The organism is Roseisolibacter sp. H3M3-2 (assembly GCF_029211165.1).
In the GTDB taxonomy this organism is placed as follows: Bacteria; Gemmatimonadota; Gemmatimonadetes; order Gemmatimonadales; family Gemmatimonadaceae; genus Roseisolibacter.
This window is the reverse complement of sequence record NZ_JARGEK010000082.1, coordinates 1-15,521: the sequence shown is the minus strand read 5'-3', so window position 1 is coordinate 15,521 and position 15,521 is coordinate 1. Positions and strand designations below refer to the sequence as shown.

The 15,521-nt window shown below is 75.8% G+C and carries 21 protein-coding genes; 10 read left to right on the top strand and 11 right to left on the bottom strand.

What is annotated here, in order from left to right:
- On the bottom strand, window positions 1-949 hold a 949-nt coding region (locus PYV61_RS09250), incomplete at its 3' end, for an aminotransferase class I/II-fold pyridoxal phosphate-dependent enzyme (protein WP_275830632.1).
- 88 nt (window positions 950-1,037) lie between these two features.
- Here PYV61_RS09250 and PYV61_RS09245 point away from each other — a divergent pair.
- Complete coding sequence (locus PYV61_RS09245) at window positions 1,038-2,129, top strand: DUF4097 family beta strand repeat-containing protein (protein ID WP_275830630.1); 1,092 nt, start codon at window positions 1,038-1,040, stop codon at window positions 2,127-2,129.
- Between the two features lie 16 nt (window positions 2,130-2,145).
- On the opposite strand, the gene PYV61_RS09240 is transcribed toward PYV61_RS09245, so the two are convergent.
- The 7 genes from PYV61_RS09240 to csaA all read right to left on the bottom strand — a co-directional run bounded on the left by PYV61_RS09240 (window position 2,146) and on the right by csaA (window position 6,807).
- Window positions 2,146-2,742, bottom strand: a complete 597-nt coding sequence (locus PYV61_RS09240) for an SCO family protein (RefSeq protein ID WP_275830628.1) — start codon at window positions 2,740-2,742, stop codon at window positions 2,146-2,148.
- A gap of 82 nt (window positions 2,743-2,824) precedes the next feature.
- Window positions 2,825-3,067 (bottom strand): type B 50S ribosomal protein L31, encoded by a 243-nt coding sequence (locus PYV61_RS09235; protein WP_275830625.1) that lies wholly within the window; start codon window positions 3,065-3,067, stop codon window positions 2,825-2,827.
- 90 nt (window positions 3,068-3,157) lie between these two features.
- Window positions 3,158-3,586, bottom strand: coding sequence for a DCC1-like thiol-disulfide oxidoreductase family protein (locus PYV61_RS09230; RefSeq protein ID WP_275830623.1), 429 nt, complete (start codon window positions 3,584-3,586; stop codon window positions 3,158-3,160).
- Between the two features lie 7 nt (window positions 3,587-3,593).
- Entirely contained in the window at window positions 3,594-4,922 is a 1,329-nt protein-coding gene (locus tag PYV61_RS09225; protein WP_275830621.1) for a hypothetical protein, read from the bottom strand.
- 55 nt (window positions 4,923-4,977) lie between these two features.
- Window positions 4,978-5,439 (bottom strand): OsmC family protein, encoded by a 462-nt coding sequence (locus PYV61_RS09220; RefSeq protein ID WP_275830619.1) that lies wholly within the window; start codon window positions 5,437-5,439, stop codon window positions 4,978-4,980.
- A complete protein-coding gene (locus PYV61_RS09215) occupies window positions 5,439-6,323 on the bottom strand; it encodes a sulfurtransferase (RefSeq protein WP_275830618.1) in 885 nt (294 codons plus the stop codon). Before PYV61_RS09215 ends, PYV61_RS09220 begins: the two co-directional genes overlap by 1 nt.
- Window positions 6,324-6,474: 151 nt before the next feature.
- Window positions 6,475-6,807 (bottom strand): chaperone CsaA, encoded by a 333-nt coding sequence (csaA, locus tag PYV61_RS09210; protein ID WP_275830616.1) that lies wholly within the window; start codon window positions 6,805-6,807, stop codon window positions 6,475-6,477.
- A gap of 48 nt (window positions 6,808-6,855) precedes the next feature.
- Between csaA and PYV61_RS09205 the strand changes: the two genes are divergently transcribed.
- The 4 genes from PYV61_RS09205 (at window position 6,856) to PYV61_RS09190 (ending at window position 9,072) form a co-directional block, all read left to right on the top strand.
- On the top strand, window positions 6,856-7,167 hold the full coding sequence (locus PYV61_RS09205) for a (2Fe-2S) ferredoxin domain-containing protein (protein ID WP_275830614.1): 312 nt from the start codon (window positions 6,856-6,858) through the stop codon (window positions 7,165-7,167).
- On the top strand, window positions 7,164-8,276 hold the full coding sequence (locus PYV61_RS09200) for a hypothetical protein (protein WP_275830612.1): 1,113 nt from the start codon (window positions 7,164-7,166) through the stop codon (window positions 8,274-8,276). The genes PYV61_RS09205 and PYV61_RS09200 overlap by 4 nt, the downstream gene beginning before the upstream one ends.
- A gap of 91 nt (window positions 8,277-8,367) precedes the next feature.
- A complete protein-coding gene (locus PYV61_RS09195) occupies window positions 8,368-8,655 on the top strand; it encodes a hypothetical protein (RefSeq protein ID WP_275830610.1) in 288 nt (95 codons plus the stop codon).
- A gap of 69 nt (window positions 8,656-8,724) precedes the next feature.
- Window positions 8,725-9,072 (top strand): (2Fe-2S) ferredoxin domain-containing protein, encoded by a 348-nt coding sequence (locus PYV61_RS09190; protein WP_275830608.1) that lies wholly within the window; start codon window positions 8,725-8,727, stop codon window positions 9,070-9,072.
- 53 nt (window positions 9,073-9,125) lie between these two features.
- Here the strand turns inward: PYV61_RS09190 and PYV61_RS09185 are convergent, their stop codons facing one another.
- Window positions 9,126-9,965: a zinc metalloprotease HtpX gene (locus PYV61_RS09185; RefSeq protein WP_275830606.1), complete on the bottom strand. Its 840-nt coding sequence runs from the start codon at window positions 9,963-9,965 to the stop codon at window positions 9,126-9,128.
- Between the two features lie 234 nt (window positions 9,966-10,199).
- Window positions 10,200-10,505: an HNH endonuclease gene (locus PYV61_RS09180; RefSeq protein WP_275830605.1), complete on the bottom strand. Its 306-nt coding sequence runs from the start codon at window positions 10,503-10,505 to the stop codon at window positions 10,200-10,202.
- A 33-nt stretch (window positions 10,506-10,538) separates the two neighbouring features.
- Between PYV61_RS09180 and PYV61_RS09175 the strand changes: the two genes are divergently transcribed.
- The 3 genes from PYV61_RS09175 to PYV61_RS09165 are packed head-to-tail and all read left to right on the top strand — an operon-like array spanning window position 10,539 to window position 13,148.
- Window positions 10,539-10,898, top strand: coding sequence for a hypothetical protein (locus tag PYV61_RS09175; protein ID WP_275830603.1), 360 nt, complete (start codon window positions 10,539-10,541; stop codon window positions 10,896-10,898).
- Between the two features lie 7 nt (window positions 10,899-10,905).
- Window positions 10,906-12,591, top strand: coding sequence for an amidohydrolase (locus PYV61_RS09170; RefSeq protein WP_275830601.1), 1,686 nt, complete (start codon window positions 10,906-10,908; stop codon window positions 12,589-12,591).
- A 20-nt stretch (window positions 12,592-12,611) separates the two neighbouring features.
- A complete protein-coding gene (locus PYV61_RS09165) occupies window positions 12,612-13,148 on the top strand; it encodes a DinB family protein (RefSeq protein WP_275830599.1) in 537 nt (178 codons plus the stop codon).
- 125 nt (window positions 13,149-13,273) lie between these two features.
- Here the strand turns inward: PYV61_RS09165 and PYV61_RS09160 are convergent, their stop codons facing one another.
- On the bottom strand, window positions 13,274-13,570 hold the full coding sequence (locus PYV61_RS09160) for a hypothetical protein (protein WP_275830597.1): 297 nt from the start codon (window positions 13,568-13,570) through the stop codon (window positions 13,274-13,276).
- 123 nt (window positions 13,571-13,693) lie between these two features.
- Between PYV61_RS09160 and PYV61_RS09155 the strand changes: the two genes are divergently transcribed.
- Window positions 13,694-14,680: a hypothetical protein gene (locus tag PYV61_RS09155; RefSeq protein ID WP_275830595.1), complete on the top strand. Its 987-nt coding sequence runs from the start codon at window positions 13,694-13,696 to the stop codon at window positions 14,678-14,680.
- Window positions 14,681-14,686: 6 nt separating this feature from the next.
- Window positions 14,687-15,421, top strand: coding sequence for a triacylglycerol lipase (locus PYV61_RS09150; RefSeq protein ID WP_275830593.1), 735 nt, complete (start codon window positions 14,687-14,689; stop codon window positions 15,419-15,421).
- Window positions 15,422-15,521: the final 100 nt, after the last annotated feature.

Genomic DNA, 15,521 nt, shown 5'->3' with positions numbered 1-15,521 from the left:
GCGCGACCGCGCGCACGCGCGCGCGCCGCCCGGGCTCCTCGTGCAGCACCGCCAGCGCGCGCAGCGTCGCCGCCGCCATCGCCGGCGGCGTCCCGGTCGTGAACACGAACGACCGCGCGCGGTGCCGCAGCAGCTCCGCCAGCGCCGCGCTCCCCGCGACGAAAGCGCCCGTCGTGCCGAGCGCCTTGCCGAGCGTCCCGACCGTCGCGTCGACGGCGCCCTCGACCTTCCAGTGCGCCGCGCTGCCGCGGCCGTCGGGGCCGATCACGCCCGTCGCGTGCGCGTCGTCGAGGAACACGAACGCGCCGTGCGCGCGCGCGACCGCCGTCACCCGGTCGAGCGGGCACAGGTCGCCGTCCATCGAGTAGACGCCCTCGACCACCACCCACCGCCGCCGGAAGCGCCCCGCGTCCTCGGCCAGCAGCCCGGCCAGTGCGTCGACGTCGTTGTGCGGGAAGACGCGCACCGTCGCGCGCGACAGCCGGCACCCGTCGATCAGCGACGCGTGGTTCAGCGCGTCGGCGTAGATCGCGTCGTCGCGCCCCGCCAGCGCCGGGATCGCCCCCGCGTTGGCCGCCCACCCGCTGGCGAACAGCACCGCGTCCTCGGCGCGCTTGAGCGCGGCCAGCGCCCGCTCCAGCGCGTGGTGCGACGGGTGGTCCCCCGAGATCAGCCGCGCCGCCCCCGCGCCCACCCCGCCCTCGGCGAGTGCCTCCGCGGCCGCGGTGGCGGGGCGGGGGTCGGCCGCGAGCCCCAGGTAGTCGTTGGAGGCGAAGTCGACCAGCGTGCGTCCGTCGGCGTCGCGCACCGTCGCGCCGGCCACGCGCACCAGCGGGCGCAGCGTGCGCCGGAGCCCGTCCGCGTCGAGCGCGGCCAGCCCGTCGGCGAGCGCGGCGTCCAGCGTGGCGCCCGGCGTGGGCGCGGGAAGCGGCGTGCGGGCGTGGGACATCGGCGCGCAAGCTAACGGGCGCGTCGGGGGCCACGAATCCTCGCCCGCCGCGGGCGCGTAGGGACGCCGTCTCCCACCCGCCCCGCCCATGCGCGCTCCCGCCCGCCGTCCTGCCGCCGCGCTGGCCGCGGCCCTCCTGTTCCCCGCCGCCGCCGGCGCGCAGGACGCCGAGCGCTTCGTCCTGCGCGGCGAGTCGCCCGAGGTGAGCCACGTCGTCGGGCGGCTGCGCGTGGTCGCCGGGACCGAGCGCGAGGTCGCCGTCGAGGTCACCCGCCGCGGCCGCGACGCGAGCCGCACCGCGGTCGAGCGCGGCACGGCCGACGGCGGGCGCGAGGCGCTCCGCATCTTCCCGCGCGAGGCGCGCGTCTCGTACCCGGGGCTGGGCCGCAACGAGGTGGTGCACGCCGCGCTGCGCGACGACGGCCGCTTCGAGGGCGGCTGGCGCGGCGACGGGTGGCGCGGGCGGTCGGTGTCGCGCACCGGCGGCGCCGCGCTCGAGATCCGCGGCGACGACCGCGGCGTCGAGACGTGGGCCGACGTCACCGTCAGCGTCCCCGCCGGCGGGCGCGTCGTGCTGCGGCTGCTCGCCGGCGAGGCGACGGTGCGCGACGTCGACGGCGACCTGGTGCTCGACGTCGAGACGGCGAGCGCCAGCGTGCAGGGGACGCGCGGGCGGCTGCGCGTCGACGCCGGCTCGGGCGAGCTGCGACTCGCCGACGCGCGCGGGGACCTCGACCTCGACCTCGGCTCCGGCTCGACCGAGCTGACGCGCGTGCGCGCCGGCACGCTGCGCGTCGACGCCGGGAGCGGCGGGGTGCGCGGGAGCGACGTCGAGGCGGCGTCGCTCGACCTCGACATGGGGTCCGGCGGCACCCGCCTCGACGGCGTGCGCGCGGCGCGCATCGTCGTCGACGGCGGGAGCGGCGACGTCGACCTCGGCCTCGCGGCCAACGTCGAGGAGCTGCGCATCGACACCGGCTCCGGCGGCGTCACGCTGCGCGTCCCCGACGGCTTCGGCGCGACCTTCGACGTCGACACCGGGAGCGGCGGCTTCGAGAGCGAGCTGCCGGTGACCTACACGCGGCGCGAGCGCGGGCGGATCGCCGGCCGCATCGGCGACGGGCGCGGGCGCATCGAGGTCGACACCGGCTCGGGCGGCGTGCGCATCCGCCGCCGCTGAGCGCGGCGCGCGCGGCCTACCGCAGCGCGCGCAGGTCGGCGGCGATCCCGGCGGGGCGGCTGTCCGGCGCGAAGAGCAGCCGCAGCCGCCCCTCGCCGTCCACGACGAAGGTACGCGGCGTGTGCGACACCATCGTCGCCGGGGCGGCGGCGCCGTGTTCCGCGTGCGGGTCGGCCTGCGGCGTCTCCGGGATCGCCGACACCCCCCACGCGCTCGTCACCGCCTCGATCTCCGCGGGCGTCCCGCCGAGCCCCACGAACGACGGGTCGAAGCGCCGCGCGTAGGCGGCCGCCGAGTCGGGCGGGTCGCGCTCCGGGTCGACCGACACGAACACCCAGCGCACGCCGCTCGTGTCGGCGCCGAGCAGGCCGCGCGCCCGCTTCCAGTCGGCGAGCGTCGTCGGGCAGACGTCGGGGCAGCGCGTGTAGCCGAAGAAGACGAGGACGACGTTCCCGCGCTCGGCCGCGATGTCGAACGGCGCGCCGCCGGCGCCGCGCAGGCGGAGGGCCGGGGCGGGGGCGGGCGGGTCGACGGGGGACCCGTGCCAGTCGTGGGCGAAGGAGCAGCCGCCCAGCGCGAGGGCGAGCGCGGCGGCGGCGAGTCGGCGCGTCATTCCGGGAATCTACCGGGGCGGACGCGAGAACGGCCCGGGAGCGCGGGGCTCCCGGGCCGTTCCGTCGCACGCGGCGCGGACGTCAGCGCGCGTAGCGCTTCTTGAACTTGTCGACGCGCCCCTGGGTGTCCACCAGGCGCTGCTCGCCGGTGAAGAAGGGGTGCGACATGTTCGTGATCTCGAGCGGCACGACCGGGTACTGCTGGCCGTCGCTCAGCGTGATCTTCTGCTCGGACGTCATCGTCGACCGGGTCACGATCAGCTGCCCGTTCGAGAGGTCCTTGAAGACCACCGGGTGGTAGAGGGGGTGGATGTCGTTCTTCATCGCGCGGTGTGGCGAGGGGTGCTTCGAGGGTGGCCGATCCCGACCGGCCGGCGTCGCGCGCGGAGGTTCCCCGCCACGCAGCCTCCAAAGCTAGCCGGTCCCGGCCGCGATGTCGAGGAACCGGGCCCGCTGCTCGGGGGTGGGGAGGAGGCACCCGCCCGCCCCGCCGGCCAGCCGCAGCCGGTGGCGGGCCACCCAGTCGTACACCGCGTCGCGGACGGGACGGGGGACCGCCCGCCCCACGGCGGCCAGCACCCGCCACCCGCCCCCCAGGTAGGCCAGCGCCCGCAGCGCGGCGTCCGAGCGAACGAGCACCCGCCCCCCCTCGACCCACAGCACCGAGTCGACCCCGGCCAGCGCCGGCTCGGCGGCCCGCGCCCGCGCCCCGACCGGCCCCTGCAGCGTGGCGAAGCGGAGCGACCGGTCCCGCCCCTCCCGCGCCAGCACGAACCGGACGCTGCGGGCGCAGAAGCCGCAGTCGCCGTCGTAGAGCAGGATCGGGGGGGAGGCCGGGGTCACGCCGGGGTCATCGCTGGAAGTTGTCGTCCTGCACCCAGTGGAGGCCGCGCCGCCGCCGCAGGGTGAACTGCTCGGGGTCGACCCGGCGCAGCCGCAGGTCGAGCGAGTCGCCCCCGAACGTCCCCGTCGCCCGCGCCCCCGCGCCCTCCGGGGTCACCGCGAGCATCCCGCGCAGCGTCGAGTCCTCGACCGAGACGAACGAGAGCAGGGGGACGCCCGGCTCCCCCTCGAGCCGGAAGCGGCGCAGCGAGTCGCTCATGACCTGCACCGTGACGCGGTTCGCCTTCTCGACGATCAGCCGGCGCCAGCGCACGGGATCCGTGGTCAGCGGCGGGTGCGCCACCCCGTTCCGCACGAACCCCTCGACCTCCCAGATCCCGGCGGCCGGGTGCCCGGGGCCGCGCCGCGAGCTCCACAGCCCGTACACGTCGAACGCGACGAGCGCCGTCATCGCCGCCACGGCGACCGGCGTGACCACGCGCTGCCACCGCACCACGCGCGGCGGGAGCGTCGTGGCGCCGACGTCGCGCGCGGGGACGGCGCGCTGCAGCACCACCGCCGCCCAGAGCCGGCGCGCGTCGGGGAGGAGCAGGAAGCCGCACAGCGCGAGCAGCGTCAGCGAGTGCAGCTTGACCGTGACGTCGAACGCGAAGTTCAGCGCCGTCACGTTGGCCATCGCGCCGAGCAGGAGCAGCGCCCCCGCCGACGTCGTGCGCCGCCAGAACAGCAGGAGCGCGCCCAGCACCTCGGCGCCGCCGGCGAAGACGTTGTAGAGCGTCGAGTGCCCCATCATCGTCCACAGCACCGACATCGGCGAGAACTCGCCGTACGGCTCGACGTAGCGGAACAGCGCCGGGGCGGGGAACTGCGTCGGGAGGATCTTGTACATGCCGTAGCCGAGCATGTCGGCGCCGACGTACCAGCGGACGTAGGTGCGCAGCCGCTCGTACGCGACCGGGTGCGCGAGGCGCCCGCGCGCCCGCGCCGACCACAGCGCCGCCCCGACGCCCGCCAGCACCAGCGCGCAGAACGCGGCGACCCAGGCGACGGTCTTGTCGCCGGCGCCGTTCGGGTGCGCGACCGCCGGCGCGGCGGTGTGCAGCACGTGCGCGCCGACCCACCGGTAGGCCGCCGCCCACCCGTCGCGGTACCACCCCAGGAGCCCCGCGGCCCCCGGGATCGCGTCGAGCGGCCAGGGGGCGACGGTGGCGACCGCCCACACGCAGAAGAAGCGGAAGGCGACGCGCCGGGCGGGGGACCACGCCGGCGCGGCGGGGGCCGCCACGTCGGGGGTGTAGGGCGGGAAGGCGGGCGCGCGGCGGGTGGGATGCGTCATGGGGAGGGGAAGGGACCCGCCACCATGCCACCCGACCCGCCGGCCGGCAATGCCGCTACGCCTCCCCGCCGTCCAGCTCCAGCCGCCAGGTGACCGGGATGCTCGGGTCGAGCGAGTCGCGCACCGAGCAGTACTTGGTGACGGCCAGCTCGATCGCCCGCTCCGCGTGCGCCGGCTCGATCCCGGGGCCGCGCATCCGGTACACCAGCTCCACCGCCGTCAGCCGCGCCGGCACCCCGGCGAACCGCTGCGCCTCGGCGTCGACGACCAGCGACTCGACGGGCGTGCGCCGCTTGGCGAGGATGTCCACCACGTCCACCGCGGTGCACGCGGCGAGCGCCGACACCAGCGTGTCCACCGGGCCCGGCCCCGTCTCGGCGGAGGCGTCGATGCGGATCGGCGGGCCCCCCGAGGCGCGCACCGCGTCGAAGCGGTGGTCGCCCTGCCACGTGACCTGCACCCGCGTCGGCGGCTTGCCGGCCGGCGCGGTCGTCGCCTGCTGCTGCGTCTCCGCCATCACTCCGCCCCCCGCGCGATCGGCGCGCGCACCGCGTTCCCCCACTCGGTCCAGCTCCCGTCGTAGTTGCGCACCTTGCCGTAGCCGAGCAGGTAGGTGAGCACGAACCAGGTGTGGCTGGAGCGCTCGCCGATGCGGCAGTACGCGACGACGTCGCTCTCCTGCGTGAGCCCGGCCTCCCCCTCGTAGATCGCGCGCAGCTCGTCGGCCGACTTGAACGTGCCGTCCGGGTTCGCCGCCCGCGCCCACGGCACGCTGCGCGCGCCGGGGATGTGGCCGCCGCGCAGCGTCCCCTCCTGCGGGTACTCGGGCATGTGCAGCTTCTCGCCGGTGAACTCGGCGGGGCTGCGCACGTCGATGAGCTTCCCGCCGGCCTTCAGGTGCGCGTGCACGTCGGGCATGAAGGCGCGGATGCGCGCGTCGTCGCGCTCGGGGGCGACGTACTGCGTGGGCGGGAAGCTCGGGCGGTCGGTCGTCATCGGGCGCCCCTCCTGCTCCCACTTCGTGCGCCCGCCGTCCATCACGCGCGCGTTGGCGAACCCGTACAGCTGGAACACCCAGAACGCGTACGTCGCCCACCAGTTGTTCTTGTCGCCGTAGAACACGACCGGCGTCGTCTCGTCGATGCCGAGCGCGCGGACGCGCGCCTGGAACTGCGCGCGGTCCACGTAGTCGCGCACCGTCGCGTCGTTCAGGTCCGCGTGCCAGTCGATCTTCTGCGCGCCGGGGACGTGCCCGACGTCGTAGAGGAGGAGGTCCTCGTTGCTCTCCAGCAGCCGCAGCCCCGGGTCGTGCAGGTGGTCGGCCACCCACTGGGTGGACACCAGCGCCTCGGGGTGCGCGTAGCCCTTGCCGGCCACGCCCGGGTCGATCGCGGAAGCCATGACGGAGTTCCGTGTGGGGGTGAGTGCGTCGCTGCCTTCGAAGATAATCGGGGCGGGCGGGGCTCCGTCCGCCGCGGGCTGCGGGCTGCGGGCTGCGGGCTGCGGGTTCGGATCCGCAGTCCGCAGTCCGCAGCCCGCAGCCCGCAGCGCCCTACGCCACCCGGGTGCCGTCGGGCACGACCGCGTCCGGCGCCAGCAGCACCACGTCCCCCGCCTCCGGCACCCCGCCGAGCACCAGCACCTCGCTCACGTAGCCGGCGACGCGGCGGGGCGGGAAGTTCACCACCGCCACCACCTGCCGCCCCACCAGCGCGTCGGGGGCGTAGCGGCGGGTGATCTGCGCGCTCGACCGGCGGCGCCCCAGCTCGGGGCCGAAGTCGATCTCGAGCTTGACGGCGGGGACGCGGGCCCCGGGGAAGGGCTCGGCGGCCACCACCGTGCCGACGCGGATGTCCAGGCGGTGCAGGTCCTCGATCGTGGCCATGGGGCGGGTGCGGCGGGGCGCGGCAGGAGGTTTGCGACGGGCGCCGGCATGAGCCAGTACGAACGCCACGTCTTCGTGTGCGAGGGGAAGAAGTGCGAGCGCGCCGGGTGTGACGCGGTGCGCGACGCGCTCAAGGAAAGCGTCGCGCGCGCCGCGCTCAAGAAGCGCGTCCGCGTCAACCGCTCCGGGTGCCTCGGCCAGTGCGGCCACGGGCCGATGGTCGTCGTCTACCCCGAGGGGGTGTGGTACGCCGGCGTCGACCCACGCGGCGCCCGCGCCATCGGCGACGAACATCTGGTCGGCGGCGCGGTGGTCAGCGCCCTCCGCTACGTCGCGCCCCCGGGCGACAACAAGCGGTGAGCGCCCTGCGGGTCGACGGCGCCGCGGTCGTCTACCGCCTCTACGACGTCGGCTACGAGATCGCGCTCGACCGGGCCCTCGACCTGCTGGCGGCGAGCGCCCCGGAGCGCGTCCGCCCGGTGCGCGGGGAGGCGCAGGCGCTGCAGATCCGCAACCCGCCGGTGACCGTCATCCTCGGCCACGAGACGGTGACGGTCGGCGACGCCGCGCGCCCCGTCGAGCTGTCGGCGCGCATCTTCGACTTCGGCGTCGTCTCGCTGCGGGCGCGCGTCGACCTCCCCGCGGAGATGCCGTGGGACGCGTTCACGGCGTTCGGGCCCGCGCTCGAGACCGCGCCGGCGCTGGCGGCGTCGTTCGCGCAGCACCTGCGGCTGCTCACCGAGCGCATCGCGCCCGCGGTTGAGCGCCCGGCCCTCGCGCCGCAGACGGAGGACTACGTCGTCTACCGGCTCAGCCGGGTCCTCGACGCGGAGGGGCGGCCGGTGGCGCCGAGCGCGCTGCGCGACGTCGACGTGGTGCCGCTCCTGCTCAACGAGACCCGCCCGCTCTCGGAGGCGGCGCGGCGCGAGCTGCTCCCGCACCGGTTCAGCTACTACGAGGACGACCTCGCGATCCTGTCGTGGGACAACGCGCTGGTGGTGGAGCCGCGCGCGCACGACACCGACGTGCAGTTCATCCTCGAGTTCGCGAACGCGCAGCTGCTGGAGCTGCGCTACTACGACGCGCTGCTCGACGCCGAGCTGCCGCGGATGTACGACCGCATCGCCGCGCTGCGCGGCAGCGGGCGCTCGATGCTGCGCAACCGCTACGCCGGGCTGCTCGCGGAGCTGCAGACGCAGGTCGCCGACTCCACCGAGACGGTCGAGCGGGCGGAGAGCGCGCTCAAGGTCACCGACGACGTGTACCTGGCGCGCGTGTACCTGGCGGCGCTCGAGATCTTCCGCGCCCGCGCCTGGCGCGCGGGGATCGACCACAAGCTCGCCATCGTGCGCGAGACGTACGCGATGCTCAACGGCGAGGCGCAGGCCGCCCGCGCCGAGGCGCTGGAGCTGGCGATCGTCCTGCTGATCGTGTTCGAGATCGTGATGGCCTTCTTCCGGCCGCACTGACGGGGCCGCTCCTCACCGGGGCGCGGCGCCGGGGTTAGCTTCCCGGAGGCGGCCGCCCGGGCCGCCGCGCCTCGTCCCCCGGAGGGGAGCGATGGACCTGCACCTCCCGCTCGACCGCGACGCCACGCTCCACCTCCTCGTCGGCGGCGGCGGCGCGCTCCTGCTCGGCTACGCGGCCTGGGCGCACGCGAACGGGCGGCTGGGGGCGGCGCAGCTCCGCGGGCTCGTCGCCTCGGGGATCGGGTTCCTGCTGTCGACCTACGCGTCGATGGGGCTGCGCGACCGCGGCACCGCCGGGATCGCCGCCTCGCTGGCCGGGAGCGCCCTCGTGCTCTGGGGCGCCCGCACCCTGCTGCGCGCGCGGATCACGCGGGGCTGAGCCCGGCGCGGGGGCGCCGCACGGCGCGCCCCTGGAACGGCGCGCGCGCACCGGCGATTGTGCGGCTACATGGCCGCCCCGACGCTCGCCCCCGCGCCCCACATGGAGCGCTACCGCCGCCACGTGCTCGTCTGCACGGGCGGCTTCTGCTCCCCCGAACGCCGCGGGCGCGAGATCTACGCCCTCCTCGCCCGGCTGCTCCAGCGCGAGGGGCTCCTATTCGGCGCCACGCGCGTGAAGCGCGGCGAGACCCCCTGCCTCGGCGTGTGCGCCCAGGGGCCGATCCTCGTGGTGTACCCCGAGGGGATCTGGTACGCGCGCGTGACGCCGGCGCTGTTGGAGCGGATCGTGGTCGAGCACCTCAAGGGGGACCGGCCCGTCGAGGAGCACGTGTTCCACCGGCTGGCGCCGGGGTGACGCGGCGGGCGGCGGGCTGCGGGTTCCGAATCCGCAGCCCGCAGCCCGCCGCGTCACCGCGCGAGCTCCTCGAGGCGGGCGACGCGCTCCTCGGTCGGCGGGTGCGTCGAGAACAGCTTCGCCACCCCCCGCAGCGCCCCGCCGCCGAACGGGTTGACCTGCGCCAGCGGGGCCATGGCGGGCGAGACGTGCATCGGCATCGCGTTGGCGCCCGCCTCCAGGCGGCGCAGCGCGTTGGCCAGCCCCAGCGGGCGGCCGGTGATCTCGGCGCCGACGCGGTCGGCCTTGAACTCGCGCTGGCGGCTGATCGCCATCTGCAGCACCATCGCCGCGATCGGGGCCAGGATCATCATGCCGATCGCCACGATCGGGTTGCTCCCCTCCTCGTCGTCGCTCGCCCCGCCGAAGAGGAAGCCGAACTGCGCGACGTTGGTGATCGCGCCGGCCATCGTCGCCGCGATCGTCTGCAGCAGCATGTCGCGGTTCTTGATGTGCGCCAGCTCGTGCGCGATGACCCCCTCCAGCTCCTCGCGCCCCATGAGGCGCATGAGCCCCTCGGTCACGCACACCACCGCGTGCTCCGGGTTGCGCCCGGTGGCGAACGCGTTGGGCTGCGCCGACGGCGCGATCGCGACCGTGGGCATGGGGAGGCCGGCGCGCTGGCGCAGCCGGTCCACCATCGCGTAGAGCTCGGGCGCCTCGGCGGCGCTCACGGTGCGGGCGCCGTACGCGCGCAGCACCATCGACGACGAGCCCCAGTACATCCCGAGGTTCATCAGGGCGCTGACGCCCACCATCACCGTCGCGCCCGTCGAGCCGCCGAAGGCCCCGCCGAGCGCGACCAGCAGGGCCGTGAGCCCCGCCATCAGCACGAACACCTTCACGTTGTTCATCGAGTGCTCCTCAGTGGTCCGGACGCGCAACAGGCGAGCCTTCGCCGCGCGGTCCGCGAACGCGGGCCGCCCGTTGCGAAGGTCTCGCCTGATCGTGTCGGACGACCCGACCGGACCGTGCGCCCCTGCCGGGAACGCAGTCTTGACGATCCGGCCGCGCGGCATCGGGCGCCGCGTGGCTACTCCCCTTGAACGGAGGAATGATACCCGGCCGTCGCGCCGGAGTTCAACCGGTCAGCGGGGGGCCAGCCGGCGGGCGACCTCCTCCTCCACCGCCCGCAGGTGGCGGGGCCAGACGTGCCGCGCCCAGCGGCGGAAGTGGCGCAGCGCCTCCGGCTCGTCGGCGAGGAACGCCGCGGGGGAGCGGTGCCCCTTGCGTACGTTGCAGGGCCCGCAGGCCGTCACTAGGTTGCCCCCCGACCGGTCCCCCCCGCGCACGCGCGGCTGCACGTGGTCCACCGTCAGCTCCTCGGGCGGGAAGACCTCCCCGCAGTACACGCACCGGTACGCGTCGCGCGCGAAGACCTCCTCGCGCCTCACGCGTCCCTCATTCCGCCGGCCGCCCCGTCCGCCGTGAGCCCGCCGCTCCCCGACTCGCGCCGCCTGCTGCTCGGCATGGCGCGGAAGCTCATCGGCGACGAGGAGGCGGCGCCCGCGCCCCACGACGCCCCGCCGCGGCTCACCCACGCCGCGCTGCGCGCCGTCCCGGCGCCCGCGCTGGCGTCCGACCCTGCCTCCGCCCCAGCCCGCATGTCGCGCTCCCGCGAGAAGATCCTGGCCAACCTGGAAGAGATGTACCGCGAGGCGTTCGACCGCGCCCGCGCCTCCAACGACCTGCAGCAGCAGGCGTCGCTCGACTTCGCCTATCGCCGCGAGCAGCTCTACTTCGAGATCCTGCTCGACGTGCGCGACGCGATGGAGCGCCGCGCCTGAGTCGGCGGTGCGGCGCGCCGCCGTTCTCGCCCTGGCCCTCGCGGCCGTGAGCGCGGAGGCGCCCGCCCAGGCGTCCGGCCCGGCGTCCGGCGGCGACGTCTCCCTCGCCATCGTCAACGCGCGCGTCTGGACGGGGAACCCGCGCCGCCCGTGGGCCGACGCCGTCGCCGTCCGCGGCGACCGCCTCGCCGCCGTGGGCTCCAGCGCCGAGGTGCGCAAGCTCGCCGGCCCGCGGGCGCGCGTCGTCGACGCCGCCGGCGGGATGGTCGTCCCCGGCTTCGTCGACGCGCACGTCCACTTCGTCGACGGCGGCTTCCGCCTCGCCAGCGTCCAGCTGCGCGACGCCCGCACCCCGGCCGACTTCGTCGCCCGCCTGAAGGCCTTCGCGGCCACCGTCCCCGCCGGCACCTGGATCACCGGCGGCGACTGGGACCACGAGGCGTGGGGCGGGGAGCTGCCCACCCGTGCGTGGATCGACGCGGCCACCCCCGACCACCCGGTCTGGGTGAACCGCCTCGACGGGCACATGGCGCTCGCCAACTCGGCGGCGCTGCGCGCGGCCGGCGTCACGCGCGCCACCCCCGACGTCGACGGCGGCACCATCGTCCGCGACGCCGCCGGCGAGCCGGCCGGGGTGCTCAAGGACAACGCGATGGACCTCGTCTGGCGCGTCGTCCCGGCGCCCCCCGCCGCGCGCGTCGACGCGGCGATCGACGCCGCCACCGCGTACGTCGCCGCGCAGGGCGTCACGGCGGTGCACCACATGGGGACCTGGGAGGAGCTGGAGGCGCTCGCGCGCGCCCGCGCCGCCGGCCGCCTGCGCACGCGCGTCCTCGCCGCCGTCCCGCTGGCCACGTGGGAGCGGCTGCGCGACCACGTCGCGGCCCACGGCCGCGGCGACGCGTGGCTCCGCTGGGGCGCGCTCAAGGGCTACGTCGACGGCTCGCTCGGCTCGCACACCGCGGCGATGCTCGAGCCGTTCGCCGACGCGCCCGGCGACCGCGGGCTGTTCGTCACCCCGCCCGACTCGCTGGAGGCGTGGGTGCGCGGCGCCGACGCCGCCGGGCTGCAGGTGATGGTGCACGCCATCGGCGACGCCGCCAACCGCGCGCTGCTCGACGTCTACCAGCGCGTCGGCGCGACGAACGGCCCGCGCGACCGCCGCTGGCGCGTCGAGCACGCGCAGCACCTGCACCCCGCCGACGTGCCGCGCTTCGCCGCGCTCGGCGTGGTCGCCAGCATGCAGCCGTACCACGCCATCGACGACGGGCGGTGGGCGGAGAAGGTGATCGGCGCCGAGCGCGCGCGCGGCACCTACGCCTTCCGCTCGCTGCTGGCCGCCGGCGCGTCGGTGGCGTTCGGCAGCGACTGGTACGTCGCGCCCCCGACGCCGCTCGAGGGGATCTACGCCGCCGTCACGCGCCGCACGCTCGACGGCGCGCACCCCGGCGGCTGGGTCCCCGCCGAGCGCGTGACGGTGGACGAGGCGCTGCGCGCGTACACGCGGGCCGGCGCGCACGCCTCCTTCGACGATGGGGAGCGCGGCACGCTGGAGCGCGGCCGACTCGCCGACCTGGTGCTCCTCGACCGCGACCTCACGCGCGTGCCGCCCGAGACGATCCGCGACGCGCGCGTCCTGCTGACCGTCGTCGGCGGCCGCGTCGTCCACGAGCGCGCCGCGACCGCCCCCTGACCCCTCCCATTCCGCCGCCCATGTCCGCGCTCTCCCCCGCCGCCCTCGCCGTCCGCCCCGCCGCCGGCGAGTTCGCGCCGTACTACGCGCGCTACATCGACCAGGTCCCCGACGGCGACGTGCTCGAGCTGCTCGAGCGCCAGCTGGAGGAGACGGTCGCCGTCGCCGACGGCTTCGGCGAGGCCGGCGCCGCGCACCGCTACGCCCCCGGCAAGTGGAGCGTCAAGCAGGTGCTCGGCCACCTCACCGACGCCGAGCGGATCTTCACCTACCGCGCGGTCGCGGCGGCGCGCGGCGAGACCGGCGCGCTCCCCGCCTTCGACGAGAACGCGTACGTCGAGCGCGCCGACTTCGACGCCCGCACGCTGAACTCCCTGCTCGGCGAGCTCACCGCCGTCCGCCGCGCCACGCTCGCCTTCTTCCGCGGCCTCCCCCCCGAGACCTTCGACCGCACCGTCGTCGCCAACAACGTCCCGGTGTCCGTCCGCGCGCTGGCGTGGATCGTGGCGGGGCACGAGCGGCATCATGTGAAGGTCCTGCGCGAGCGCTACGGCTGAAACGGCGGGAGTCGTCACTGCGGGAGTCATCAAAGCGGGAGTCGTAAGTGCGCAGTGCGCTCTCACGACTCCCGTACTTTCGACTCCCGCAGTGACGACTCCCGCCGTTCGGGAGCCGCCCGGCGTCAGGCCTTCAAGTAATTCCCCCCCCGCCGGATGTCCCGCGCCCCCGCCGCCACGCCGAGCCCCACCGAGACGCCGAAGCTGAGCGCGGCGATCGGGCCGACGAACGGGAGGAGGAGCGCGACGAGGGAGCCGAGCACCCAGGCGCCGCCGCCGGCGAGCCAGGGGGTGGACGCGCGCTGGGCGGCGTCGACGAAGCGCAGGCGCTCGCGGACGAAACGGCGCGCCGCCGCGTACCCGCCCACGCTGGCGGTGAGCACGGCGACGAAGACGATCAGGGAGATCAGGGTCGAGATCATGGCATCCTCCAGGCTGCCCACCCTACTCCGGCGCGGGCGGGGAAGTTTCGGCCCCCCGGCTTGCCGCGCCGTCCGGGAATGGTATCGTGGCGCATCGTCGGGCCCTTCTCAAGGAGATCAGCCATGCTCCGCCTCGCCTCCCCCGGCCGCCGCGCGCTCGCCGTCGCCGGGGCCGCCCTCGCGGTCGGCACCGCCGCCGCCGCCCGCCCTCTCGCCCTCGTCGACGGGGTGCAGTTCACCTACAAGGTGTCCAGCTCGCGCAAGGACCAGAAGGGCGCCCCCTCGGCGAGCTACGTCTCGTCGATCCGGATGGCCGGCGGGAACGTGCGCATGGACTACGTCGAGGGGCTCAACCCGATGGCGGGGAAGGACGGCTACGTCGTCATGCGCGGCGACGACGAGCGCATGGCCATCGTGAACGTGAAGGAGAAGCAGGTGATGGTCATGGATGCCGCCGCGATGGGCTCGGGGCTCGGCGCCCTGATGAACAACCCGATGCTCAAGCTGGAGTTCAAGGACCAGGAGTTCGCGTTCGAGGAGCTCGGCGCGGGCGAGGCCGTGCTGGGCCACAAGACGCGCCGGTTCCGCCTCCGGCAGAAGCTCACCGTGGAGGCGCGCGTGCTCGGCATGCGCAACGCGAGCACCACCGAGTCGGTCACCGACCAGTGGGTCGCCAACGACCTCCCCGGCACCGACGACCGCGGGATGCGGCGGTGGGCCCGGGCGTTCGGCGCCGGCATCCGCGTCTTCAGCCCCGCGATGTCGGCGCAGATCGAGAAGTACCAGCAGGCCAGCCGGGGGGGCGTGCCGCTGCGGTCGGTGATGGTCTCGACCACCGGCGACGGCAAGAAGACGACGACCGACACGACGACGATGGAGGTCGTGGACCTGAAGCGCGCGAGCTTCGACGCGTCGGTGTTCGGCTGGCCGGAGTCGTATCAGGTGGTCGACATGGGGCAGGCGCTCGCGGGCGCCGGCGCGGCCGCCGACTCGCTGCGCGCGGCGAGCCCCGACTCGGGGCCCGGGGCGAAGGCGCAGGTGAAGGACGCGGCGGTGAAGGAAGGGGTGAAGGCGGGGCTGCGCGGGATCCTGGGTCGCAAGAAGCCCTGAGCCGCCATGCGCCTCCACCGCACCCTCGCCGCCGCCGGCGTGCTCGCCGCGGCCGCCTGCTCCGACCCGGCCCGGCTGCTCGGCCCGGGCGGGCGCGACGACGCCCGCCGTCCCACGCGCCCCGCGCGCAACCCGATCCTCTTCGTGCACGGCTGGAACTCCAGCGGCGGCATCTGGGGGACGATGACGTCGCGCTTCCAGAAGGACGGCTGGAAGGCGACCGAGCTGGCCACGTTCAGCTACCCGACCGCGCAGTCGAACGCGACCACGGCCGCCCTGATCGGGCAGAAGGTGGATTCGATCCTCGCGGCCACCGGCGCGACGCAGGTGGACGTCGTCACGCACTCGATGGGCGCGCTCTCCGCGCGGTACTACCTGCGCAACCTCGGCGGCGACGCGAAGGTCGACGCCCTCGTCTCGCTCGGGGGGCCGAACCACGGCACGAACACGGCGTGGTTCTGCGGCCAGACCGCGTGCGTCGAGATGCGCCCCGGCTCCGCGTTCCTCACGGCGCTCAACGCGACCGACGAGACGTGGGGGGCGCCGCGGTACGGCACGTGGTGGACGAGCTGCGACCAGGTGATCAACCCGGCCACCAGCACGCCGCTCGACGGCGCCGCGAACACGCAGACGGCGTGCATGCAGCACTCCGACCTCTACGCGGACTCGCGCGTCTACGCGCAGGTGCGCGACTTCGTCGCCGCCGCGCCGTCGGCGACGCTGGCGCTCGCGCTACCGTGACGTGACGGGGGCCGGCGGCGTCGCGCCGCCGGCCGCCAGCGCGCGCGCGCGGTCGGCCGGGCGGCGCGCCGACTCCCGGTCCCCGCGGGCCGCCGCGAGC